Origin of the sequence: Galactobacter caseinivorans, from assembly GCF_003640665.1 — a bacterium.
GTDB classification, from domain to species: Bacteria; Actinomycetota; Actinomycetes; order Actinomycetales; family Micrococcaceae; genus Galactobacter; species Galactobacter caseinivorans.
Window position 1 is genome coordinate 532,082 of record NZ_QQXL01000001.1, and the last position, 22,343, is coordinate 554,424.

Annotated in this window: 21 protein-coding genes; 13 read left to right on the forward strand and 8 right to left on the reverse strand. The window is 67.4% G+C overall.

The genetic code is table 11. The features are described 5' to 3' along the window. Window positions 1-118: 118 nt before the first annotated feature. Window positions 119-2,788 carry a bifunctional acetate--CoA ligase family protein/GNAT family N-acetyltransferase gene (locus DWQ67_RS02420; protein WP_121483970.1) on the forward strand — a complete coding sequence of 890 codons (2,670 nt, stop codon included), beginning with the start codon at window positions 119-121 and terminating at the stop codon, window positions 2,786-2,788. Between the two features lie 58 nt (window positions 2,789-2,846). Then, entirely contained in the window at window positions 2,847-3,674 is an 828-nt protein-coding gene (locus DWQ67_RS02425; protein ID WP_121483971.1) for a GIY-YIG nuclease family protein, read from the forward strand. On the opposite strand, the gene DWQ67_RS02430 is transcribed toward DWQ67_RS02425, so the two are convergent. Genes DWQ67_RS02430 through DWQ67_RS02440 form a run of 3 tightly spaced genes read right to left on the reverse strand, consistent with a single transcriptional unit; the run spans window position 3,671 to window position 5,350 of the window. Then, window positions 3,671-4,258, reverse strand: coding sequence for a GNAT family N-acetyltransferase (locus tag DWQ67_RS02430; RefSeq protein WP_121483972.1), 588 nt, complete (start codon window positions 4,256-4,258; stop codon window positions 3,671-3,673). The genes DWQ67_RS02425 and DWQ67_RS02430 overlap by 4 nt on opposite strands. 11 nt (window positions 4,259-4,269) lie before the next feature. Then, window positions 4,270-4,761 carry a carboxymuconolactone decarboxylase family protein gene (locus DWQ67_RS02435; RefSeq protein WP_233555869.1) on the reverse strand — a complete coding sequence of 164 codons (492 nt, stop codon included), beginning with the start codon at window positions 4,759-4,761 and terminating at the stop codon, window positions 4,270-4,272. Window positions 4,762-4,777: 16 nt separating this feature from the next. Continuing rightward, window positions 4,778-5,350 carry a TetR/AcrR family transcriptional regulator gene (locus DWQ67_RS02440; protein WP_158595334.1) on the reverse strand — a complete coding sequence of 191 codons (573 nt, stop codon included), beginning with the start codon at window positions 5,348-5,350 and terminating at the stop codon, window positions 4,778-4,780. Between the two features lie 130 nt (window positions 5,351-5,480). Here DWQ67_RS02440 and DWQ67_RS02445 point away from each other — a divergent pair, with 130 nt between their 5' ends. Genes DWQ67_RS02445 through DWQ67_RS02455 form a run of 3 tightly spaced genes read left to right on the forward strand, consistent with a single transcriptional unit; the run spans window position 5,481 to window position 8,103 of the window. Further along, window positions 5,481-6,254: a GNAT family N-acetyltransferase gene (locus DWQ67_RS02445; RefSeq protein WP_121483974.1), complete on the forward strand. Its 774-nt coding sequence runs from the start codon at window positions 5,481-5,483 to the stop codon at window positions 6,252-6,254. Between the two features lie 21 nt (window positions 6,255-6,275). Next, window positions 6,276-6,950, forward strand: a complete 675-nt coding sequence (locus tag DWQ67_RS02450; RefSeq protein ID WP_121483975.1) for a DUF5998 family protein — start codon at window positions 6,276-6,278, stop codon at window positions 6,948-6,950. A gap of 4 nt (window positions 6,951-6,954) precedes the next feature. Next, window positions 6,955-8,103: an alkaline phosphatase family protein gene (locus DWQ67_RS02455; protein ID WP_233555870.1), complete on the forward strand. Its 1,149-nt coding sequence runs from the start codon at window positions 6,955-6,957 to the stop codon at window positions 8,101-8,103. Here the strand turns inward: DWQ67_RS02455 and sepH are convergent. Further along, entirely contained in the window at window positions 8,100-9,458 is a 1,359-nt protein-coding gene (gene sepH, locus DWQ67_RS02460) for a septation protein SepH (RefSeq protein ID WP_158595335.1), read from the reverse strand. The genes DWQ67_RS02455 and sepH overlap by 4 nt on opposite strands. Window positions 9,459-9,744: 286 nt before the next feature. Here sepH and DWQ67_RS02465 point away from each other — a divergent pair, with 286 nt between their 5' ends. Beyond that, entirely contained in the window at window positions 9,745-10,044 is a 300-nt protein-coding gene (locus DWQ67_RS02465) for a DUF4193 domain-containing protein (RefSeq protein WP_121483977.1), read from the forward strand. A 117-nt stretch (window positions 10,045-10,161) separates the two neighbouring features. On the opposite strand, the gene DWQ67_RS02470 is transcribed toward DWQ67_RS02465, so the two are convergent. Beyond that, entirely contained in the window at window positions 10,162-10,743 is a 582-nt protein-coding gene (locus DWQ67_RS02470) for a DUF3093 domain-containing protein (protein ID WP_233555871.1), read from the reverse strand. A 93-nt stretch (window positions 10,744-10,836) separates the two neighbouring features. Here DWQ67_RS02470 and dut point away from each other — a divergent pair, with 93 nt between their 5' ends. The 4 genes from dut to DWQ67_RS02490 are packed head-to-tail and all read left to right on the forward strand — an operon-like array spanning window position 10,837 to window position 13,262. Then, entirely contained in the window at window positions 10,837-11,316 is a 480-nt protein-coding gene (dut, locus tag DWQ67_RS02475) for a dUTP diphosphatase (RefSeq protein WP_199712576.1), read from the forward strand. Next, window positions 11,313-12,179, forward strand: a complete 867-nt coding sequence (locus DWQ67_RS02480) for a DUF3710 domain-containing protein (RefSeq protein WP_121483979.1) — start codon at window positions 11,313-11,315, stop codon at window positions 12,177-12,179. The genes dut and DWQ67_RS02480 overlap by 4 nt, the downstream gene beginning before the upstream one ends. A 4-nt stretch (window positions 12,180-12,183) precedes the next feature. Further along, window positions 12,184-12,504, forward strand: a complete 321-nt coding sequence (locus DWQ67_RS02485) for a hypothetical protein (protein ID WP_233555872.1) — start codon at window positions 12,184-12,186, stop codon at window positions 12,502-12,504. After that, on the forward strand, window positions 12,501-13,262 hold the full coding sequence (locus tag DWQ67_RS02490; protein WP_233555873.1) for a DUF3159 domain-containing protein: 762 nt from the start codon (window positions 12,501-12,503) through the stop codon (window positions 13,260-13,262). Before DWQ67_RS02485 ends, DWQ67_RS02490 begins: the two co-directional genes overlap by 4 nt. Here DWQ67_RS02490 and DWQ67_RS02495 read toward each other — a convergent pair. Continuing rightward, the gene (locus tag DWQ67_RS02495) at window positions 13,259-13,921 is read right to left on the reverse strand and encodes a potassium channel family protein (protein ID WP_121483981.1); all 663 of its coding nucleotides are present in this window, start codon (window positions 13,919-13,921) and stop codon (window positions 13,259-13,261) included. The genes DWQ67_RS02490 and DWQ67_RS02495 overlap by 4 nt on opposite strands. Then, entirely contained in the window at window positions 13,918-14,619 is a 702-nt protein-coding gene (locus DWQ67_RS02500; RefSeq protein WP_121483982.1) for a potassium channel family protein, read from the reverse strand. Before DWQ67_RS02500 ends, DWQ67_RS02495 begins: the two co-directional genes overlap by 4 nt. 121 nt (window positions 14,620-14,740) lie before the next feature. On the opposite strand from DWQ67_RS02500, the gene DWQ67_RS02505 reads away from it, so the two are divergent. From DWQ67_RS02505 to acnA, 3 genes are all read left to right on the forward strand, one after another. Beyond that, window positions 14,741-16,723 carry an APC family permease gene (locus DWQ67_RS02505; protein ID WP_233555874.1) on the forward strand — a complete coding sequence of 661 codons (1,983 nt, stop codon included), beginning with the start codon at window positions 14,741-14,743 and terminating at the stop codon, window positions 16,721-16,723. Between the two features lie 158 nt (window positions 16,724-16,881). Next, on the forward strand, window positions 16,882-18,276 hold the full coding sequence (locus DWQ67_RS02510) for a class I SAM-dependent RNA methyltransferase (protein ID WP_121483983.1): 1,395 nt from the start codon (window positions 16,882-16,884) through the stop codon (window positions 18,274-18,276). A 117-nt stretch (window positions 18,277-18,393) separates the two neighbouring features. Then, a complete protein-coding gene (gene acnA, locus DWQ67_RS02515; RefSeq protein ID WP_121484247.1) occupies window positions 18,394-21,099 on the forward strand; it encodes an aconitate hydratase AcnA in 2,706 nt (901 codons plus the stop codon). Between the two features lie 326 nt (window positions 21,100-21,425). On the opposite strand, the gene DWQ67_RS02520 is transcribed toward acnA, so the two are convergent. After that, window positions 21,426-21,941, reverse strand: coding sequence for a hypothetical protein (locus DWQ67_RS02520; protein ID WP_121483984.1), 516 nt, complete (start codon window positions 21,939-21,941; stop codon window positions 21,426-21,428). Between the last annotated feature and the right edge of the window lie 402 nt (window positions 21,942-22,343).

Here is a 22,343-nt window from a genome sequence, read left to right on the forward strand (position 1 = left end):
TGGGTAAGTAACCTGTCCTCGTGTCGATGCAGCTCGGCGGAATCGCCGGGGAAGTTGCTGGCAGATGTTGCGTGGGTCATCCCTGGCGCAAGAAAGCGCTACGGATACTCTTTAGAGTATGGCTTCACCCCGACAGCCCGGCGCATATCCGACCCAGTGGGAAGCAGATGTTGTGCTCCGCGATGGGTCCACCGCGCACGTGCGGCCCATCCGCCCCACTGATGCGGACGCGACGCAGCGCATGCACACCGCGCAGTCGGAGCGCTCCATCTACCTGCGCTACTTCACCTATAAGTCTGAGCTGACGCCCTCTGAGCTCAAGCGCTTCACGCAGGTGGATCACCAGGACAGGGTGGCGTTGGTGATCATGCGCGGGGAAGACATCATCGCGATTGGCCGCTTTGATCGCCTCTCCAACCCGGTGGAGGCTGAGGTCGCCTTTAACGTGCGGGACTCCTACCAGGGCAAGGGCTTGGGCTCCATTCTCCTGGAGCACCTGACGGCCGCCGGCCGCGAGGTGGGAATCGAGCGCTTCAGCGCCGAGGTGCTGCCAGAGAACCGCCAGATGCTCACGGTCTTCTCCGAAGCCGGTTATGACGTCTCGCGCCGGTTTGAGGACGGCGTGGTGATGGTGGAGTTCAACATTGACCCCACGGAACGCTCCGTCGCCGTGATGGAGTCACGCGAGCACCGCGCGGAGGCCCGCTCGCTGGCGGAGTTGCTGCGCCCGCGTTCCGTGGCGGTCATCGGTGCCTCCCGCACCTGGGGGACCATTGGGCACGAGCTGCTAGATCACGTCACGGACGCCGGTTTTGCCGGGCCCATCTACGCGGTGAATCCCAACGCCCTTGAGCTGGGCGGTGGCCCCGCCTACGGCAGCATCGCGGAGATCAAGCACCCGGTGGACCTGGCCGTGGTGGCCGTGCCGCAGGATCAGCTGATCACGGTGGCGCAGGAGTGCGCCAGGGCCGGGGTCAAGGGCCTGGTGGTGGTGACGGCGGGCTTCAAGGACGCCGATTCCCTGGCCACGCAGCGCGAGTTGGTGCGCGTGGCGCGCGCCAATGGCATGCGCGTGATTGGCCCCGCCTCGCTCGGCGCGCTCAACACGGATCCGGAGGTGGCGCTGAACGCCTCCATGGCAGCCGCGCTGCCCAGGGCGGGCAGGGTGGGACTCTTCAGTCAGTCCGCGGCGCTGGGTTCCATGCTCCACGCGGTTGCCCGACGCCGCTCGCTTGGCCTCTCCGCGTCGGTGAACGCTGGCAACCGTGCGGACGTCTCTGGCAACGACCTGATGCAGTACTTCGAGGACGACGAGGCCACCACGGTGGTGGGCATGTACCTGGAGAGCTTCGGCAATCCCCGCAAGTTCTCCCGCATTGCGCGCAGGCTCTCCCGCAGCAAGCCGGTCATCGTGGCCAAGTCTGACGTCATGGGCTTGCGCGTCCCGCCCGGCCACGAGGCCCGCACCACCCAGGCCCCGTTGGGGGCCGTGGACGCCATGTTGCGCCAGAGCGGCGTGGTGCGAGTGGGCACCCAAGAGGAACTCATGGACGTGGCGCAGCTGCTCGCCGCGCAACCCCTGCCAGGCGGGCCACGCGTCGCGATCCTGACCAACTCCGGGGCGCTCGCCGCGGTGGCAGCCGACCACGCGGCGTCGCGCAAATTGAGCGTCACCGTCACGGTGGATGAACTGAATCTGAGCTCCGGGCAGTCCGTAGCCGTGCGGGCGCTGCGCGAGCAGCTGGCCCTGCTGGCCGCGCGCCCCGATGTGGACGCGGTCGTGGTCGCGTTGCTACCCGCTGTTGGCGCTGACCCGCGTGCCCTGGCCTCGGCGCTGGACGCCGCGGGCACGTCCAAGCCGATGGTCGCCTGCTTTGCTGGCTTTACCGAGGAGGATGCGCCCGTCGCGGGGCTCTTTGGCACCCTGCCCTGTTACCCCAATATGGCCGCCGCCCTCAACGCGCTGCGCCATGCGGTCACCTACCAGCAGTGGCTGGGGCGGGACCCTGGCGAGGTGCCAGAGTTTGAGGGTGTGGACCGCGATGGTGCCCACGGGCTGCTCACCGAATACACCCAAGGGCTAAGCGGCGCGCAGTTGCGTTCCCTGAGTGACGAGGAGTCGGAGCGGCTGCTGGGCTGCTACGGCATCAAGGTGCAGCGCTCGGCGCCCTTCACCACCGAGGACGAGGCCGCCACGGCGGCCGCGGAGCTGGGCTATCCCGTGGCGCTGAAGGCGCAGGATGAGAACCTGCGCCACCGCCTTGACCTAGGCGGGGTGCGCCTGAACATCACCGATGAGGACTCGCTGCGCCGCGACGTGCGCGCCATGAAGGAGCTGCTGCGCCCCTACGGCGAGGTGACGCTGGAGGTTCAGGCCATGGCGCCCGCCGGGCAGGGCTGCGTGGTGCGCGCCATCGAGGACCCACTGATGGGGCCCTTGGTGTCTTTTGGGCTGGCCGGGGACGCCGTCACGTTGCTGGATGACTGGGCCCATGCCACCCCGCCGCTCACCAGCGGCGTGCTGCATGACATGGTGCGGGAGCCCCGGACCTCGCGCAAGCTCTTTGGGCACCAGGGCCTTCCCGCCCTGGACGCCGCCGCGTTGGAGGAACTGCTGGCCCGCGTGGGTCAGCTCAAGGACGAGCAGCCCTCGGTCGCGTTCCTGGAGTTCAATCCCGTGCTGGTCGCCGCCCAGGGCGTGTACGTGCTCTACGCGGACATCCGCGTAGGCAACCCTGCCCAGCGCACCGACAGCGCTCGCCGTGCCATGACGCTGCCGCAGCGGTGAACGAGGCCGAAGGTCACTCGCAGTCACCGGTGTTGCCGGCAAACATTCCTCTGAGGTCATGGATCCGATCCCGCTCGCTACGTTGCTGCCTCCAGGTCTCGATCCGGTCCGGTGCAAACTTCACTGCGCGGTCTTCAACGGTGAGGTGTATCCGATCGACGTCCTCGGTCAGGACCCCGATGGGTGGCAACGGTGGAACTCGTGGCGCAATGTCAACGACGACTTCAACCGACAGTTCATTTTCTCATTGGCGCAGGACCGGCGTGACCCGACCCTCTGGCTCTTTGGTGGTATTTGGGAGGTTGTGAGGCGCCGTGCGGAACCGCGGCAGCACTCTTACGACATTGTCCTGCGAGAGGACCTCATGGGTGCGTTCATCAAGAGGCTTTATGTTCGGTTGGCGCTGTCAGGTCGTAACCGCCGCCGGAATATGGAGGCGTGTCTTGGCGCCATGACGGTGTCGAAGATTGCCGAGGAGCCCTTCTACGGCGACCAATTCCCCGGGCACGACCGCATCGATCACTCGCTAGCTGACATCCAAGCGATGGTGAGGCAAGGCAGGCCAGACTGGCGGATCGCGCTGGAACACATGAAGGGCGTCTACGTCATCCACGACGAAGTGACGGGCGAGCCGTACGTCGGTTCAGCCTACGGCGACACTGGCCTCTGGCAACGCTGGTCCCACTACGCCCTCACCCTTCATGGCGACAATGTCGCGTTGAAGGCTCATCTCGCCGCAGTGGGTGAGGATGTGTATCGCCGGACCATGCGGTTCGCACTGCTGGAGTTTTGGTCGATGCGGACGGATGATCAGCATGTACTCGATCGAGAGAGCTATTGGAAGAGTGTGCTGTTGTCCAAGACGTTGGGTCACAACAGGAACTAGGAGTGCCCCGCCCGCGCGGCGGCGCGGGCCATGGAATAGACCACAGGGCCGCTGGGGTTGGCGGTGGCGGCGGCGGTGGTGAAGCCCAGGCGCTGATAGAGGCGCTCATTGCTTGTGGCGGACGTCTGTAATGCGACGCCCGCGGTGCCGGAGCTGCGTTCGTCGATCAACTCCAGCCCCGCCGCGATGACGGCGGTGCCCAGCCCGGCACCCTGGTCGGCGGGGTCCACGCCTACCGTTTCCAGCGTCCAGGCTCCGTCCGCCGCTGCGGGGAGCGAGAGCTGCGCGAGGAGGGCAAGCCGCTCACCGAGAAGTTCCCCGACCCGTTCCTGGATCGCTTCGGTGGGAGCAGGTGCGTTCGGCGGAAGAAAGGCTGCGACCGCGCGGAGCTGGGACTCCACCAGCACCAGGCCGTGATCCAGGGCGTGAGCCAGGTACAGGCGCTGTAGCTCCTCGAGGCGCTCAGAGTAGCCCTCCGCCGGGATGGACCAGCGCGTCCATGGGTAGTCGTGGAAGGCTGCGGCAAGCAACCCTGCCGCGTCGTCAAGGTCTTCCGTGGTGGCCGGACGGATGGAGTGGTTCATGATGGGGTTCCTCAGATGCCTTGCGGTCGGGACGGTGGAGCCACCGGGTAGTGGCTGGCGATCGCCACGCGGTTCCAGGCGTTGATGACGATGACCAGCCAGGAAACGGCGGCGATCTGTGCGGGCGTGAGCGTGGCGTCCGCGTCCACAGTGCCGTGCGCGTCGTTGCGCCCGGCGGAGATGGTGGTAAGCCCCTCCGCCAGTGCGAGTGCGGCCTGCTCCTGCTCGTTGAAGTATTGCGATTCCCACCAGGCCGGCAGCACCGCCAGCCGGTCGGGGGACTCGCCCTTGGCGAGCGCATCGCGCGAGTGCAGGCGCAGGCAAAAGGCGCATCCATTGATCTGCGAGGCGCGGATCTTCACGAGCTCAATCAGCAAGGGATCAAGGCCGGCTTCTACCGCGCCCGCATGCGCCGTGGCGTCCAAGGCCACGAGTCCCTCATAGTTGGCGGGGCTGGCCTTGCCAAGATTCACGGGTGAGAACATCTCTGCCTCTTTCTTCATGAGGTGCACTCTGTCTTCATCGGGAGTGAGTCCACACTGCGGCGGATGGGCGCATGGCCGCCATGGTGGCACGGATGAGGTGTCGTTGCTCCTCGGGGGATCGATCCGCAGACAAGGCCACCACCTCGTTGAGGGCCGCAAAGACCGCGCTTACCACGGCGTTGAGAATGATGCGATGGTCGGCCTCGTTGGAGGCCCATCGGAGCCAGAGGGCGTCCGCCAACTTACGTTGGAAGAGCCGTTGATGGGCCAGGTAGCTGGCCTGCACCTGCGGTGAATCTGCAGCGATGTGCTGGAACCTCTCGGCTCTTCTTTGGGCATCGGCGGTGAGCCGTTCAAGGGCTGCCTCCACCACCGCCTGCAGGGTGTCCCAGGGGTCGTTGCCCGGAGCCTGGTCGCCGACAGAGTCGATGGCCCACTGCGTATCGGCCGCGAAGCTCGCGAACAACAGGTCGTCCTTGGCCGCGAAGTATCGAAAGAAGGTGCGCTCGGAAATCCCGGCCTCCGCCGCGATGGAACCCACCGTGGTTTCCGCGAATCCGTGCTCATCAAAGAGGCGAGCAGCCACGTCTTGAATGCGTTGACTCACCGCCTGCCGAGCTATCTCGCGGGACGAGGATCTTGCTGCAGGCATGGTCGAAACTCCTCACGTGTCATAGGCTGTCATTTGTGGCAGGACTGCCACGTTTCGACCTTACACCCCAAAGGGGGCGCCGCGCATGACCCGCATGTCCATCCCCACCTTTTCCGACACCGTGACGAGGTTCTGGGCCCGGCCTTTTGAAGGCACCGAGCTCTTCCGAGACGAGCGACTCAGCCTGATCAGCAATCCCGGGTTGGGCGCCGGGGAGCGGGTCACGCTCCTGCGGACCGCGGGTGATCACCACACCGCCGTCGCCGTTCGCCCGGAGATCGCAGAGCAGCTGCGAAGCCGCGGCGTGGGGACCGGCGCCTCCGTTCTGAGTGAGCCGCAGCTGCGTCGGGCCCTCAGCGACCTGGGCATCCTGCTCCATGATGCGGACAATGTCTTCTACTTTCCGGCCGGCCACCCGGCGCGCGAGGGTCTAGCGGAAGCAGGGGATGGGTACGTGGTTCGCGTCCTGACGGCCGCTGACTCCGGACTCTTTGCGGACTTCACCCAGCGTGCGTCGGAGCAGGACCTGGACGATGCGCAGGTGGAGCTGGAGGACTGGGCGGTGTGCGGGGTGATCGCACCAAGTGGCGCCCCGAACGGCTCCCGCGATCGGCTTGTCGCCGCCGCCAGCACGTATCCCTGGCGCGACTCGCGACTGGCGGACATCGGCGTGCTGACGCTCGCCACGGAGCGCGGAAAGGGGCACGGGCGCCGGCTCGTCACCGCCATGGCCCGGCATGCCTTGGAGCAAGACCACGAATTGCAGTACCGCTGCCAGCTGGATAACGCCGGCTCCAACGCGCTGGCCCACGCCGCCGGGCTGCAGCTGTGGGGCCGATGGGAAGTCCCCACCCCGTAGGCGCCTCGGTAGACTGGAATCATGTCGCCGTCCACGCCCGCTCATGATCCGGACCTGCTGACCCAGCTGAACCGGGTTGGCTTCTATCCCGCACTGATCGCCGATGTCCTCTCCGAGGAACTGGAGGGCGCCGCACCCCTGCGCCACCTGCTGCACCTGGAGACGCACGTGGAGCACGCGGAGGTGCACCGCCACGCCACCATCCTGGTGCTCACGGCGCAGGCGCTGGTGATCCTGCACGTGGATGATCACCAGCCGGAGGACTCCTCTGAAGCGGTGGCCAACGTGTCCGCTGAGACGGTTGCGCTGCCCCGCGTGGACTCTGTGGTGGTGTCCGCGATCTACCCCCGCCCGCATGAACACCGCCCGGGCGATGGCCCGCGGGAGCTCACGGTGGGCATCGCTTGGTCCGGCGGCTCGCGCCTGGACCTGGGCCCGGCCGGCTGTGGTGATCCCAACTGCGAGGTGGACCACGGCATGTCCGGGCAGAGCGTGCGGGAGGACCTGGTGGTGCGCATCTCCGCGGACGCGGACGGAGCCAAGCACCTGGAGCATGCGCGCTCCTTTGCCCGCACCCTGCGCAGCGCCACGAGCGAGGCGGCGTGGAATCCGGTCGCGGAGCGCGCGGAACACCAGCCCGCAGCCCAGCCTTCCGGCCGGCCCACGGCCTGGCTCTCGCGAGGCAATCATCGCTGATCCGGTGGCGCCCCCCGCGGCGCCCGCCTACGGAAGCGGCTCCCTGACGGAGCTCATGACCTCTGCCGCCGCCGCCCTTGGCGAGCCCGGCTTCAAGAACGCGCTGCAGCTGCCCCGGGCCAACCGGGTGGTGGTGGTCCTGGTGGATGGGCTAGGCGCCCGCCTGCTCAAGCGTTTTGCCGGTTACGCGCCCACGTTGCGCCAGGCCGGGCAACACCCGTCCTCGCGCACCCTTGATACGGTCTTCCCCACCACCACAGCCGCCGCCCTGGCCTCGCTGGCCACCGGTGTGCCGCCGTCGCAGCACGGGATTGTGGGCTACGACGTCATGGACCCCGCCGGCCCCCGCATCGTGAATCAGCTGGGCGGCTGGCCCGGTGACCTTGACCCGGCAACGTGGCAGGTAGTGCCGACGGTGTTTGAGCGGCTGCAGGAGCGCCGCAGCGTCGTGACGGTCTCCCGCCCCAAGTTCCGCGACAGTCCGTTGACCCGGGCCGGCCTGCGCGGCGGCGAGTTCATGGAGGCCACGAGCCCGCCCGCGCGGGTGGGCGCGGCCCTGGCCGCGCTGCGCCAGCACAAGGACGCGCTGGTGTACCTGTACTGGGATGACCTGGACAAGGCGGGGCACGCCCACGGGGTGGAGTCCCAGCAGTGGCTCCACGCGCTGGAGGAGCTGGACTCCGCCATGCGCCGACTGATCGCGGGCGCGGGTCCCAACACGCTGGTGCTGCTCACCGCGGATCACGGCATGGTGGACGTTCCCGCCAGCGGCCGGATTGACTACTCGGAGCGCCCAGAATTGCTGGAGGGCGTGGCGCTCACCGCGGGGGAGCCGCGCGGCGTCCAGCTGCACTTTGACCCAGCGGCCAGCGCGGAAACGCGCCAGGGAACCATCGACGCGTGGAAGGCGGCCTTCGGCGACGTTGCCTGGGTCTTGACGCGTGATGAACTGTCCGACGCCGGGTGGCTGGGTCCGCAGTGGGCGCCGGGAGTGCGGGAGCGAGTAGGTGACGTGCTCATCGCCGCGCACGGCTCGGTGGCCTTCTACGACGGGCGCAGGGTGGCCCCGCACGCCTTTGACATGGTGGGCCAGCACGGCTCCCTCACGCCGTCTGAGCGTAAGGTGCCGCTGCTGATCCTCGCCGGGGGCTAGGCCTCCGGTTCGTCCTCGTCGTCACCCTTGGCGGAACGCCCAAAGACGATCTCGTCCCAGCTGGGCACCTGCGAGCGGCGCTTCTTGTGCCCGCGAGCCGAGTCGGCATCGTCGTCCGCCAGCACCGTCTCGTTGTGACGCGTCGCCGGAATGGGATCCGGCACGCGCCTCAGCGGCGGCCAGGCGCGATCAAGCCCGTCCGGCGCGCGCAGTCCATCCGTGCGCTCGGGGCCCGGCACCGCGTCGGTGCTGTGCTTCGATTCTGTCTTCGGCTTCGATTCTGTATGCGGCTTCGATTCGGTGTGCTGCTGTGACTCAGCGCCGCGCTTGGAATCCTTGCCACCCAAGCCCCAGGGGGACCGGCGGGGCGTTGGCTGGGGTTCGGCCTGGTCCTCGGAGCCTGAGTCGTCAGTGGGGCCCTCAGCGCCCTGCTTCGTGGCCTCGGTGTCCTTGGGTGCCTGCCAGGCGCTATCGCGCTTCCAGGTGCTGCCGTGGCCTGTCTCGCGCTCCTGGTGAGAGCGGGCAATCAGGTGCGCCAAGGCGTCGTCCCCGTCTGCGTCCTCTCCCACGCGCGTGCCGCGCCGGCGCGTCAGCACGTCAAGCAGGCCATCGTCCTGCGGCTCGCGGCCGCGGGGGGCCTGCGGATCCGGGTCCGCTGGGCCCGCGATGGGCTCGGAGGCGTCCACGTCGTAGGGGCGATCATCCACGGGAACCAGGCGGCGCTGGGTGGGGAGCACGTCCCATGGCTCCCACTCGGAGAGCACCTGCCCCCAACGGTTGGCGTTCTCCAGGTGGCGGCGCGCGGGGTGGAAGGTCCATTCGGCCGGCGGCTCCTCGCCGATCGCGGCGGCGCCCTCCGGAACCTCAAAGCGCGCCACGACGCGCCACGTCCCCGAATCAAGCTTCCAGGCGTCCCAGACCAGGGAGGCGGGGTTCACGCCAAAGGAACGCAGACGGGTCCGGACCATCTCGCCGAGGGAGGCGGGCTCGTCACCAAAGGCGGCGCGGTAGCCCTCGTGCGCCAGCGGCGCGGAGACCTCAATGTCCAGGGCCCGGCGGGCAATGTAGTCCCGCTCGGCGAGGACGGGGCCCTCGTAACGCAGGATGTTCTCCAGCGGCGTGCCAGAGTCCTCGGCCACCTCAGCGGCGGTGGCTCCGCCGCGGATGCGTGCCTGGATCTCCCGCGGGGCCAAGGGGGCGCCCTCGATCACCGGCGCGGCGGGGGTGGGGTGCGGCGTCTTCACGGCGCGCTTCAGGGTCGCGTCCAGCGCCAACAGGTACTCGGTGCCGTCTGGGGTGCGAACGACGAGCTCGGTTCCGGTGTCGTGGATACGCACCAACTCGAGGTGATCCATGCCTTGCCTCCAGCTCGCTCTCGACGGTCTACCTCCCCAGCCTCCCATTATCGGCATCACTCGTGCGGCATTTGTGCGGATCGGCGCGTCAACTCTTGACACTTGGCCTTCACCTGAGCGCCGTGGGGGAGCGGGTGGGCAACGCATTTTGTCCACCTGCGGCGAACAGGGTTTGTTATCCGGGCCAGTCTGGTGTGTAATCGCTCCGACACGTGGGGTTGACCGTTGTGTTCCAGGTCTCTCACACGTGAGCATCAGACACATTTCGCAGAGGTTAGAGGGAAAAGTGGCCACCGATTACGACGCGCCCCGCAAGAACGAAGAAGATGTCCGCGAGGACTCCCTCGAGGAGCTGAAGGGGCGTCGCAACGATTCACAGTCTTCCGTCGTGGACGAAGACGAGGCCGAGGCCGCAGATAGTTTTGAGCTGCCCGGCGCCGACCTCTCCAACGAGGAGTTGCAGGTCACAGTCCTGCCGGCGCAATCCGATGAGTTCACCTGTGCCTCCTGCTTCCTGGTGCGTCACCGCTCCCAGGTCGCGGCAGAGCGCGGCGGGCTGTACTACTGCAAGGACTGCGAGAGCTAAGCTCCCGCTCCTTTCGGGCACAGAGCGAGGGGGTCACCATCCACTGGATGGTGACCCCCTCGCTCTGTTTTGCTCGCTCTGTCTTGGGCGGGCATTTTCCTGCCCGACGCCGTGTGCTTAGGCCTGCGGGCCGGTTTCCTCGCGCTTGGCGTCCTCGATGCGCTGAAGGCGTTCGCGCTCCAAGGAGCTTGGCTCACTCGCTTCGGTGATGACCCCGGCGTTGTCCGGGTCGCTGTGCACCATGTGACCGCCCAGGGCAGCAATCAACTCCTCCGGCCTGCGAGTGGAGAAGAGCCAATACGGCGTCTCATCGCGCGGGTCGGTGATGATGACCTTCACCACCGGGTCCACCCAGCCACGGAAGCACATGAAGGCCAGGCCATGCAGGCCGCGTCCACGCTCGTAGCGCGCGCTCTCGCCGCGATGGCCGGTGACCTCGCCCAAGAACTGGCGCTCGATGCTGGCCCGTCCCACGGACAGAGTCTGTTCATTGACCGCGATGGTGGGGGCGGAGACCGTCAGCAGGACCACGGCGATGATGAAGGCCACGGCGATCAGGATGCCGCACAGGACGGGGTTCGTGGGGGAGAGCGCCAGGCCAATAGCGATGGAGATTCCTGCCACCACAAGCCACAGCCACCAGGGTGCTCGCAGCTTTTCGGTGTAGGACGTGGGAGTGGACGCGGAGGGCGTGGACATAGCCTCCATCCTACCGGCGAGCCGCTAGAGTGGACGCCGGTTGACCGGTGCCCCATGGGCCGGACCGAATCTCGACTGTGGACGTGAGGAAAGATGAGCGCTGAGCCGGACATGATGGTGCGAGTGCGCCGTTTAGACCCGGGGCTACCCCTCCCGGCGTACGCACTGCCAGGGGATGCAGGAGCTGATCTCTATGCCAGGGAGGACGTGACGCTGGCTCCCGGTCAACGCCAGCTCGTCCCGACGGGGCTCGCCATTGCGCTCCCTGATGGCTACGTGGGGCTGGTGCATCCCCGCTCCGGCCTCGCCGCCAAACACGGCGTCACGATCGTGAATGCGCCCGGCACTGTGGACTCCGGCTACCGCGGAGAACTCCTGATCAACCTACTCAATACCGACGCCACCCAGCCGGTGACACTGCGCCGGGGTGATCGCATCGCCCAGCTTTTGGTGCAGCGCGTGGAACGTGCAGCCTTCGTGGAAGTCGATGATCTGGGGGAGTCCGCACGCGGGGCCCGCGGATTCGGGTCCACGGGTGGTTTCGAGGCCGCGACAGCGGCAAAGGAAGGATGACCATGTTCGGTCGCAAGAAGAAGGAAGCCAAAGCCGCAGAAGAGGAGGCCCTGCTCAACGAGCAGGACGCCGACTCGACTGAGGCGGAAGAAAGCCCCGAGGCCAAGCCCAAGGCGAGCTCCGACGCGAAAGCCAAGACCGCGTCGTCGGGCACGGCCGGTTCCAAGGGCACGGCCGGTTCCAAAGATGATGCCGACGCCAAGGGCGCCGCAGACTTCGGGGCCGCGAAGAAGTCCGACCGAACCCGTGGCCCGCTGGACGCCTCCGAGGTGGGGGACACCCCGGAGCTGGTGGACCTTGGTTCGCTGCGCATCCCGCCGCTCGCCGGCATGAATCTGAACCTTGAGGTGGAGCAGGAGTCGCAGGCCATCGTGTCTGTGGCACTGGAGATGGACGGCTCTCGCGTGCAGCTGCAGGCCTTCGCCGCCCCCAAGTCTGACACCCTGTGGCCAGGCATCTCCTCGCAGATTGATCAGTCGGTGACCGCCCAGGGCGGCCGCACCGATCGGCGCGAGGGCCGCTTTGGCGAGGAGCTGCTGGCGCGTGTGCCAGGCACCGGCCCGGACGGCAGCCAGGGCACCATGATTGCCCGCTTTGTGGGCGTGGACGGCCCCAGGTGGTTCCTCAGGGCCGTTTTTGGTGGCCCCGCGGCCATCAACGAGGAGGCGGCCAAGCCGCTGGAGGAGCTCCTGGGCGGTGTGGTGGTTGATCGCGGCCAGACGCCCATGGCGCCCACCGAGCTGCTGCCGTTGCACCTGCCGGACGGGCAGAGCGTTCCGCTTCCGGAGCCCGAGTCGGAGGAAGCCGACCCGCTGACGGACCAGGCCCCCAAGCGTGGGCCCGAGATCACCCAGATTGGCTGATCCCGTGGCGGACCAGGCGGGGTGGGGTCAACTGCCGCAGCGCGGCCGCGTGGAGTTGCGCGGCTATGTGGAATCCGTGACGTACCCCGCCGCCTCCGCAGCACCCGTCTTTGGGGCCATGCTTGCCCCGGACGTGGCGCCCCCCGGTGGGCGAAAGCAGCGGGTGCAGAGGGTGCGCCTGCGCTGGATTGGTCAGCGCAAGGTGCCCGGCGTGGACGCAGGCACCTGGCTGCGCTGCACCGGATTGCTGACACTGGATGGGGAGTCCCCGGTGATGTATGACCCCCGGTACGAAATCCTGGAGATGGAAGAAGACCACGCATGAGCCACCCGGAGAATGAGCCGCAGCCTGCTTCGCATGAGCCCCAGCCCGGCCAGGCGGAGCCGCTCATGGGCTCCGTCGCGGCCCAGTTGGCGGCGAACAGCAACCTCAAGCGCACCGGGGCAGGCAACATTGACGTTCTGGCCTCCCTTGGCGGGATTCGCGGGCTGGTGGAGACGCTGGCGCCTGGCATGGTCTTCCTTGCCGTCTTCATCTTTGCCAGGGAGCTCAACCCCGCCCTGATCGCCTCCGTGGGCGTGGGTGTGATCCTGCTGGTGATCCGGCTGGTCTCCAAGCGCAACGTGACCCCGGCCGTCTCTGGGCTCGTTGGCGTGATCATCTGCGCCATCTTCGCCAGGGTGGGCGGGGAGGCACGCGACTATTACGTCCCGGGCTTCTTCATTAACATTGCCTACATCGTGGCATTCGCCATTTCTGCGTTCGTGAAATGGCCCGTGATCGGCCTGCTCTTCGGATTCATTCGCGGGGAGAATGTTGAGTGGCGCAAGGACAGGGCCCGCCTGCGGATGTATACGGCTGCGACCTGGCTGCTGATCGGCGTCCTGGCGCTGCGCTTGGTAGTCCAAGTTCCGCTCTATTTCGCTGACGCCGTGACGGCGCTCGGCACGGCACGCCTGGTCATGGGCACCCCGCTGTACATCGGCGCCCTTGCCCTGGCCTGGATGATGACGCGCCCGCCAGCGGCATCCCAGGTGGCCGCACCGGAGACCGGTCCTCACCACCCCACCGATCGGGTCTAAGCCCGCGCGGCGAGCAATTCGCGCAGCGCCGGCTCGGCGTCCATGGCCGTGAGGAAAAAGACCTCGTCGTCGCCCTCAAAGACGTCGTCAGGGGAGGGGGCAAACGGGATGTCGTCGCGGAGTACGGCTACCGGCACCACGCCGTCGGGCCAGCGGTAGGAACCCACCAACCGGCCCACCGGGGCGCCGTCGAACGGCACGGTGTAGGCCACCATGGTGGTCTCACCGGTGCGCAGCGTCAGCAGGCGCACCACGTCGCCCACCTCCACCGCTTCCTCCACCAGCGCGGTCATGAGGCGCGGGGTGGACACGGCCACGTCCACGCCCCAGGCGTCGTCGAACATCCAGTCATTTTTGGGGTTGTTGACGCGGCCCACGGTGCGGCCCACGCCAAACTCCGTCTTGGCCAGCAAGGAGACCACCAGGTTTGCCTTGTCATCTCCCGTGGCAGAGACCACCACGTCCGCCTCCTCCACACCGGCCAGCTTCAGGGTGGCCATTTCGCAGGCGTCTCCCACGTACCAGCTGGCGGCCTCAAAGCCGTCGCGATCAGAGGGGATCTCGTTCTCGTCGATGATCAGGACGGAGTGGTGATGGCGCAACAGCTCGCGCGCAATGGACAGGCCAACCGAGCCGCCGCCAGCGATGACTACCTTCACTTGTCCGCCTCCTGCTCCGCAGCCACCTGGGCGGCGCGTGCCGGCGTGGACGCCAGCAGTCGGTCAATCTGGGAAGAACTCTTCACGGGGAGCATGCCGTGCAGCACGTCCCCCTCCTGATAGCGGGTGTCCTCCGTGGGGAGCACCCCCTCGCCAAAGCGGGTCAGGTACGCCACGCGCACGCCCACCAGTGACTCCAGCTTGGCCAGCGGCATGCCGTACCAGGACGGATCCGTGGCCAGCTCCCGCAGCACCAGGCGCCCGGAGGCCTCGCGGAAGTCACCGGAGAGGCTGTGCTCCGGCAGGATGCGCCGCAGCACCTGATCCGTGCTCCAGCGTACGGAGGCCACCGTGGGGATACCGAGGCGCTGGTAGACCTCCGCCCGCCCCGGATCGTAGATGCGTGCCACCACGTGGCCCACGTGGTATTGCTCACGGGCCACCCGCGTGGCGAGGATGTTGGAGTTATCCCCTGAGGAGACCGCTGCAAAGGCGTAGGCCTCAGCAATTCGGGCGGCCTCTAACGTGTCGCGGTCAAAACCCACACCAGTGACCGTGCTGCCCTCAAAGCTGGGGCGCAGGCGGCGAAACGCCGTGGGATCGCGGTCAATCACTGCCACCGAATGGCCGTCATCCTCCAGCGTGTGGGCCAGGCTGGCGCCAACGCGCCCACAGCCCATGATCACAAAGTGCGCCATGGCGACCCGCTCTCTTCCCAATCAAGCGTGTGCGGGGCCGGGCGGCCTCCGCGCGGAACAGTCTTGCACGTTGCGCCCGGGAGAGTGCGCACCGCGGCCTCTGTGCGACTACCCTGGCTTGGTGCTGACGTTTCTGGACGCCCTCAAGCGGATCCTCGTGGGGCGCCCCGAAATTACGGGGCGGACCCGCCTCGTTGCCATGCGCAGGCGCGTGGCCCTTCCCGCGCTCTCCACCAACGCCCTCTCCTCCCTGGCCTACGCCCCGGACGAGATCCTGCTCACGCTGGCCATTGCAGGCCTCAGCGCCGTGCAACTTGGCCCGTGGGTTGGCGTGGGCGTCATGGCGGTGATGATGATCCTCATCCTGTCCTACCGCCTCTCCGTGCGGGCCTACCCCTCCGGCAAGGGCGACTACCAGATCGCCTCAGAGAATCTTGGCCCCAAGGCGGGCGTGGTGGTGGGCTCCGCGCTGTTGGTGGACCTCACGCTGACCGTGGCCGTCTCCATGTCCGCCGCGTCTCATTACGTCACCGCGGCCATTCCCGCCATGTCCGGGCATGAGGGCTGGGTGGCCGGCTTGGGCGTGCTGGTCCTGGTGGTCCTCAACCTGCGCGGCGTGGGGCGCGGGACCGTGGCGCGCACGCTGCCCACCGTGCTCTTTGTTGGGGCACTGGGTGTGCTGCTCTTCGTGGGCGGTCTGCTGGCGCTGATGGGCCAGCTTGGCCAGGCCCCCAGCGCCGCCTATCAGATCCTCCCCGGCTCCGAGTTCCCCAACGGGCTAGAGGGCGTGGCCGGATTCATCCTGGTGCTGCGCGCCTTCTCCACCGGCTCCGCCGCGCTCACCGGCCTCGAGTCTCCCGTCTCCGGCGTGGCCCAGCTGACCAAGCCCAAGGCCCGCAACGCCGGCTGGGTCCTGCTGTGGCTTGGCATCACGGCCACCGTCCTGACCCTTGGGGTGCTCTTCCTCTCCGTGGCTGCCGGCGTCCACATGGTCGCCAATCCAGGCGCGGAGCTGAGCATCGACGGCACCGCGCCGCAGGGTTACATCCAGGCCCCCGTGCTGGCCCAGCTCGCCACCGCGGTCTTTGGCCCGGGTGTTCCGGTGGTCATTTTCTCCGTCATCACGATTGTGGTGCTGCTGGCCGCAGGCATGGTCGGCTTCATCTCCTTCCCGCGACTTGCCTACTACCTGGCCTCGGACGGCTACCTGCCACGCCAGCTGCGCACGCGGGGGGATCGCATGGGATTCTCCAACGGCATCCTGTTGTTGGGGGCCGTGGCCCTGGCCTTGGTGTTGGTCACCGGCGCCCACCTTGGCACGCTGGTGCAGCTCTACGTGGTGGGCGTGTTTGTCTCCTTCACCCTGTCCCAATTGGGCATGGTGCGGCATTGGGGCCTGCGCCTGCGCTCGGCCTTTGATCGCCAGTTGCGCGCCGCACTACGCCGCAAGAAGGCCCTTTCTCTCATCGGATTCCTGCTGTCCGCGCTGGTCCTGGTGGTCATCCTGTCCACCAAATTCCTGCACGGCGCCTGGTTTGCCGTGGCGGGCATTGTGGTCCTGAGCCTTGGCATGATGGGAATCCGCAAGCACTACGACGACGTGGATCGCGAGTTGGCGATCGACGCGGAAACCTCCGTCACCGAGCTGCCCTCCCGAGTGCATGCGATTGTGCTGGTCTCCACGCTGCGCAAGCCGCTGCTGCGCGCCATCGCCTTTGCCCGTGCCACCCGCCCCCAGCGCCTCGAGGCCGTCATGGTGGACGTGGACCCAGAGAAGACCGAACGCACGGCGGCCGCCTGGGAGCGACTAGGAATGCCGGTGCCACTCACGGTCCTGGCCGCGCCGTATCGTGAGCTGGCAGGCCCGCTGCTAGAGCACATCCGCCAATCCCGCGCCGACCGGCCCCGCGACCTGGTGGTGGTCTACATCCCGGAGTACGTCGTGGGACGCTGGTGGGAGCAACTTGTTCACAACCAAACCGGCCTGCGCCTTCGTGCCCGCCTGCACTTCGAGCCCGGAGTGGTGGTGGCCTCGGTGCCGTGGCAGTTGGCCTCCACCGGCCAGGGCCTCAAGCAACCCGGCTCCACGCCAGCGCCACGCTGAGCCCCACCCGGCTCACACCTCACCCTTCACCGCACCAGAGTTCAGACCCCATCGCAGCGAACCGGCACCGCCGCCAGCGCAGCCAACCACCCGCCGTCGGGCATCTTGCCCGCCGCACCCGGCACCCGCCGGGCCCCGTCCCCGTAGGAGACCCACGCATGACTCAGCACCCCACCGCCGACCAAGGCACGTCCCACACCCCCGTGATCGAGCTGCGCCTCGGGAACGTGGCCAACGGCGGCGTGATGGTGGCCCGGCACGAGGGGCGCGTGGTTTTTGTGCGCCACGGTGCGCCGGGGGAGCTGGTGCGGGTGCGCCTGACGGAGCCGGGCCAGGGAGATAGCTTCTGGCGAGGTGACGTGGTGGAGGTGCTGGAGGCCTCTGAGCACCGCGTAGCGCACGTCTGGCCAGCCGCTGACGCGCTGCTGGCGAAGAGCCCCGAGGACATCCCGGGAGGGGCGGAGTTTGGCCACCTTGACCTGGCATACCAGCGCGAGCTGAAGGCCCAGGTACTGACCGAGCAGCTGGAACGCCTGGCCAAGTTTGACCCGGCGACGATCGGTTTTGCCGGGGTGGAGGCGCCAGAGGAGGAGCGCGAGGACGGCCTGCATTGGCGCACCCGCACCGCCTTCGGCGTGGACCGCGCCGGCCGACTGGCCATGCGCGCCGCCCGCAGCCACCACCTGGTGCCCACGCCGAGCATGCCGCTGGCCGTGGAAGCGGTGGACGCGCTTGGCCTTGACCAGGTGGATCTCACCGGCCTGGGGCGCGTGGAGATCTCTGCCCCGCAGGGGCAGCCCCCGTTGGTCCTGCTGGTTCCTGCCACGCCCGACGCCGCTGGGGTCAAGTGGGCGGGCGCCGCCGCCAACCGCGTGGCGCGCCACGTCGGCGAGGCCGCCTCGGTGGCTCTGCTGACGCAGGAGAGCGGCACGGCAGCGGACGGCGCGGGTGCCCTGCGCCGCGTCTCCGGTCGCACGTGGCTGCGAGAGAGCGTGGACGGGCACGAGTTCCGCGTGACCGGCGAGGGCTTCTGGCAGGTGCACCGCTCGGCGCCCGCGACGCTGTCCCACGCGGTGCTGGCTGCCGGCGAGCCGGCCGAGGATGAGGCGTGGGCTGATCTGTACGCCGGCGCCGGTCTCTTTAGCTCCCTGCTGGCACAGTCCGTTGGTGTGACCGGCTCGGTGCTCTCCGTGGAAGGCGCCCCCGGCACGCACGCAGATGCGAGGCGCAATCTTCACGCCTCGCCCCAGGCGCGCGTGGTGCGTGGCCGCGTGGAGCGCGTGCTGCTGGAAGAGGCAGGGACCCGGCCAGACGGCGTCGTGCTGGATCCGCCGCGCTCCGGCGCAGGCAAGGCGGCCGTGGCCGCGATTGCCGATGTGGAGCCGGAGCGCATCGTCTACGTCTCCTGCGATGCGGCATCCTTTGCCCGCGATGTGGCACTCTTTGCCGGCCGCGGTTACGAGCTCACGCAGCTGCGAGCCTTTGACCTTTACCCCCACACTCATCACCTGGAAACGGTGGCCGTGTTGCGTAAGAAGGCCGTCGCCTCTTGACAGCGGTAGAGTGGAATGTAGCTCCGCCGCGTCTGACTTGCGTTCCAAAGTGAGGTTCGCCTCACTAGCACCCACTGCGGCGTGGAGATCATGATGGAGTTTGGCGAGAGGAGTTCCATGACTAACGTGGACAGCTTCGGGGCTCAGGGCGTACTGGACGTTCAGGGCACCGAATACGAGATTTTCCGGCTGAGTGCCGTTGAGGGCTCAGACAAGTTGCCGTACAGCCTGAAGGTGTTGCTGGAGAACCTCCTGCGCACCGAAGACGGTGCCAACATCACCGCGGATCACATCCGCGCACTGGCCAACTGGGATCCCAAGGCAGAGCCTTCTGTGGAGATTCAGTTCACCCCGGCCCGCGTGATCATGCAGGACTTCACCGGTGTTCCCTGTGTTGTTGACCTCGCCACTATGCGCGAGGCCGTCAAGGACCTGGGCGGCGACGCCTCCCGCGTGAACCCGCTCGCTCCCGCCGAATTGGTCATTGACCACTCGGTGCAGATCGACGCCTTCGGTAACGAAGCGGCGCTCGAGCGCAACATGGAGATCGAGTACCAGCGCAACGGTGAGCGCTACCAGTTCCTGCGCTGGGGCCAGACCGCCTTTGATGACTTCAAGGTGGTTCCCCCGGGAACCGGCATTGTGCACCAGGTCAACATTGAGTACCTGGCGCGCACCATCATGACCCGCGAGGTGGACGGCAAGCTGCGCGCTTACCCGGACTCCTGCGTTGGCACCGACTCCCACACCACCATGGTGAACGGTATGGGCGTGCTTGGTTGGGGCGTGGGCGGCATTGAGGCCGAGGCAGCAATGCTTGGCCAGCCCGTCTCCATGCTCATCCCCAAGGTCGTGGGCTTCAAGCTCTCCGGCACCATCCCGGCCGGCGCCACCGCCACCGACGTGGTCCTGACCATCACCGAGATGCTGCGTAAGCAGGGTGTCGTTGGCAAGTTCGTGGAGTTCTACGGCGAGGGTGTCGGCGCTGTGCCGCTGGCCAACCGCGCCACCATCGGCAACATGTCCCCGGAGTTTGGCTCCACGGCCGCCATGTTCCCCATCGACGACGTCACGCTGGAGTACCTGCGCCTCACCGGCCGCTCCGACGAGAACGTGGCGCTGGTGGAGGCCTACACCAAGGAGCAGGGCCTCTGGCACGACGCCTCCAAGGAAGCCGCCTACTCCGAGTACATCGAGCTGGACCTCTCCACCGTGGTCCCGTCGATCGCCGGTCCCAAGCGCCCGCAGGATCGCATTGCGCTGACGGACGCCAAGGAGCAGTTCCGCAAGGACATCCACAACTACTCCACCGACGAGGACGCGCTTGGCCTTGGCCGCCCGTCCAAGGGCGTGGACGTGAGCATGGAAGATGGCAGGCAGTTCCAGCTGGATCACGGCTTCGTGTCGATCGCCTCCATCACCTCTTGCACCAACACCTCCAACCCGTCCGTGATGCTGGCCGCCGCCATCCTGGCGCGCAACGCCGTGCAAAAGGGCCTGTCCTCCAAGCCGTGGGTCAAGACCTCCGTGGCTCCGGGTTCCAAGGTCGTCACGAACTACTACGAGAAGTCGGGTCTGATCCCGTTCCTCGAGGAGCTCGGCTTCTTTGTGGTCGGCTACGGCTGCGCTACCTGCATCGGTAACTCCGGTCCGCTGGAGCCGGAGATCTCTGAGGCCGTCCAGGCCAACGATCTCTCCGCCGCCGCGGTGCTCTCCGGTAACCGCAACTTTGAGGGTCGCATCAACCCGGACGTGAAGATGAACTACCTGGCCTCCCCGCCATTGGTCATCGCTTACGCCCTGGCCGGCACCATGGACTTCGACTTCGAGAACGATGCCCTGGGTCAGGATGCGGACGGCAACGACGTCTTCCTGAAGGACATCTGGCCCAACCCGATCGAGGTCCAGCAGGTCATGGACGCCTCGATTGACCGCGAGATGTTCACCCAGGACTACGCGTCCGTCTTCGATGGCGATGCTCGCTGGCAGGGCATTGACACCCCGGAGGGCAACACCTTCGAGTGGGCAGAGGACTCCACCTACGTGCGCAAGCCCCCGTACTTCGAGGGCATGTCCACCGAGCCGGAGCCCGTCAAGGACATCGACGGCGCACGCGTGCTGCTGAAGCTGGGCGATTCGGTCACCACCGACCACATCTCCCCGGCCGGTTCCTTCAAGTCGGAGACCCCCGCGGGTCAGTACCTCATCGCCAACGGCGTGGACCGCAAGGACTTCAACTCCTACGGCTCCCGTCGTGGCAACCACGAGGTCATGATTCGCGGCACCTTCGCGAACATCCGCATCAAGAACGAGCTGCTGGACGGCGTCGAGGGTGGCTTCACCCGCGACTTCACCCAGGCGGATGCACCGCAGTCCTACGTGTATGACGCGGCGCAGAACTACCAGGCCGCCGGCACCCCGCTGGTCGTCCTGGCAGGCAAAGAGTACGGCACCGGGTCCTCGCGTGACTGGGCAGCCAAGGGCACCGCGCTCCTGGGCGTCAAGGCCGTCATCACCCAGAGCTACGAGCGTATTCACCGCTCCAACCTCATCGGTATGGGCGTCCTTCCGCTGCAGTTCCCCGAGGGCGAGTCCGCTGGCACGCTGGGCCTGGACGGCACGGAGACCTTCTCGGTCTCCGGCGTCACCGAGCTCAACAAGGGCATCACGCCCAAGACCGTCAAGGTCACCGCGGTGTCCACGGACGGCAAGACCACGGAGTTCGACGCGGTTGTCCGCATCGACACCCCGGGCGAGGCCGACTACTACCGCAATGGCGGCATCCTGCAGTACGTGCTGCGTAGCATCACGGCCAACGCCTGATTCGCTAGCGCTGGCTTGAACGGGGCGGGCCCCGGAACCTCTTCGCGAGGTTCCGGGGCCTTTCCCGTTCCTCTTCCCGTTTCCTTCGCTCGGAAGCGGGCTTATCGGCGGGAAGCGGTCTTGTGGGGTGCTTGGGGGCGATAGGCCTGCTTGGTCGGCTTTGTACCCGGTTCTGGTGGGCGGCGGGGGTGGTTTCGGGGCCGTTCCCGTTCCCTTTCCCGTTTCCCTCGCTCGGAAGCGGGCTTATCGGCGGGAAGCGGTCTTGTGGGGTGCTTGGGGGCGATAGGCCTGCTTGGTCGGGTGCGGTGAGGTTGCCCGACGCCGCTTCACATCAGTTGAGGGGGCCCGGATGGCAAGCCTGCGCCGCGCAGAAGGGCCGCGAGGCGCTCACCTTGAGTGATCAGCCTGAATCCCCACCGGCGCACGGCGTAGCCTGCGGCCAGAATGTCATCCTCACGCTCTTTCTCAAGGAATACCGCGGACCCCGCTCCCTGGCCGCCGTTCATGGTGGGGTCCAGGTACTTGACGCGGCCGTCGACCTCCGCAACCAATCGGAACTCTGGCCAGAGAAAGTCCGGGCGGGCCAGGAATGATCCGTCCTCACGAAAGAGCGGTTGCTGCAAGCGAGGCGGAGGCACGCCGGCCACCATCATGACCGCACGGCTACCGGATTCCGCGGGCGACTCGCTCTCCGCGCGGCCAGCGGCCAGCCGAGCCAGGCCCCGCTCCATTCGACCGTCGCCGCCCAATGCGTCCAGCGCCGCACCGATGTGGTCCGGCGACGGTGCCCCGTGCCCAGCCCACCGAGCGACGGCGTCGGAGACAGTGATGGCATTGATCACGTGATCACGTGACCACGCGCCAGGACCTCTGCCACGGCGTGGCTGGGGGCGACGGTCGTGAACCCGGCCGCCGTGAGCGCAAGGTCAGAAAGCACGTGCCGATGTCGGACAATCCGAGTCCCGTACTGCGCTTCACGTGGCGCTTCGCCGGGCAATAAAAGGGTTGGGCGCTGCTTGCCCAAAGCGGACGTGGATTCGGTGGCTACCGTGATCTCACGTGGTGTTCCGAAGGTGGGATAGCCGTGCAAATGCAGCGCGGTTTCGCAGCAGAACACCGTGCCTGGGACTAAGGACCGCGCGGCAACCTGGAAGAGGAACCGGGTTGGCCGAGTCGCCGCTAGCCACGCTTCGCTACCGATGTACGAGCCTCGGGTCAGCCTGACAGCGCCGCCGCGTTCAAAG

Bases quoted from the DNA above. Each gene is read 5' to 3' on its own strand.
- DWQ67_RS02420 (WP_121483970.1), top strand. From the start codon at position 119: ATGGCTTCACCCCGACAGCCCGGCGCATATCCGACCCAGTGGGAAGCA.
- DWQ67_RS02425 (WP_121483971.1), top strand. From the start codon at position 2,847: ATGGATCCGATCCCGCTCGCTACGTTGCTGCCTCCAGGTCTCGATCCG.
- DWQ67_RS02430 (WP_121483972.1), bottom strand. From the start codon at position 4,258: ATGAACCACTCCATCCGTCCGGCCACCACGGAAGACCTTGACGACGCG.
- DWQ67_RS02435 (WP_233555869.1), bottom strand. From the start codon at position 4,761: ATGAAGAAAGAGGCAGAGATGTTCTCACCCGTGAATCTTGGCAAGGCC.
- DWQ67_RS02445 (WP_121483974.1), top strand. From the start codon at position 5,481: ATGACCCGCATGTCCATCCCCACCTTTTCCGACACCGTGACGAGGTTC.
- DWQ67_RS02450 (WP_121483975.1), top strand. From the start codon at position 6,276: ATGTCGCCGTCCACGCCCGCTCATGATCCGGACCTGCTGACCCAGCTG.
- sepH (WP_158595335.1), bottom strand. From the start codon at position 9,458: ATGGATCACCTCGAGTTGGTGCGTATCCACGACACCGGAACCGAGCTC.
- DWQ67_RS02470 (WP_233555871.1), bottom strand. From the start codon at position 10,743: ATGTCCACGCCCTCCGCGTCCACTCCCACGTCCTACACCGAAAAGCTG.
- dut (WP_199712576.1), top strand. From the start codon at position 10,837: ATGAGCGCTGAGCCGGACATGATGGTGCGAGTGCGCCGTTTAGACCCG.
- DWQ67_RS02480 (WP_121483979.1), top strand. From the start codon at position 11,313: ATGACCATGTTCGGTCGCAAGAAGAAGGAAGCCAAAGCCGCAGAAGAG.
- DWQ67_RS02490 (WP_233555873.1), top strand. From the start codon at position 12,501: ATGAGCCACCCGGAGAATGAGCCGCAGCCTGCTTCGCATGAGCCCCAG.
- DWQ67_RS02500 (WP_121483982.1), bottom strand. From the start codon at position 14,619: ATGGCGCACTTTGTGATCATGGGCTGTGGGCGCGTTGGCGCCAGCCTG.
- DWQ67_RS02510 (WP_121483983.1), top strand. From the start codon at position 16,882: ATGACTCAGCACCCCACCGCCGACCAAGGCACGTCCCACACCCCCGTG.
- acnA (WP_121484247.1), top strand. From the start codon at position 18,394: ATGACTAACGTGGACAGCTTCGGGGCTCAGGGCGTACTGGACGTTCAG.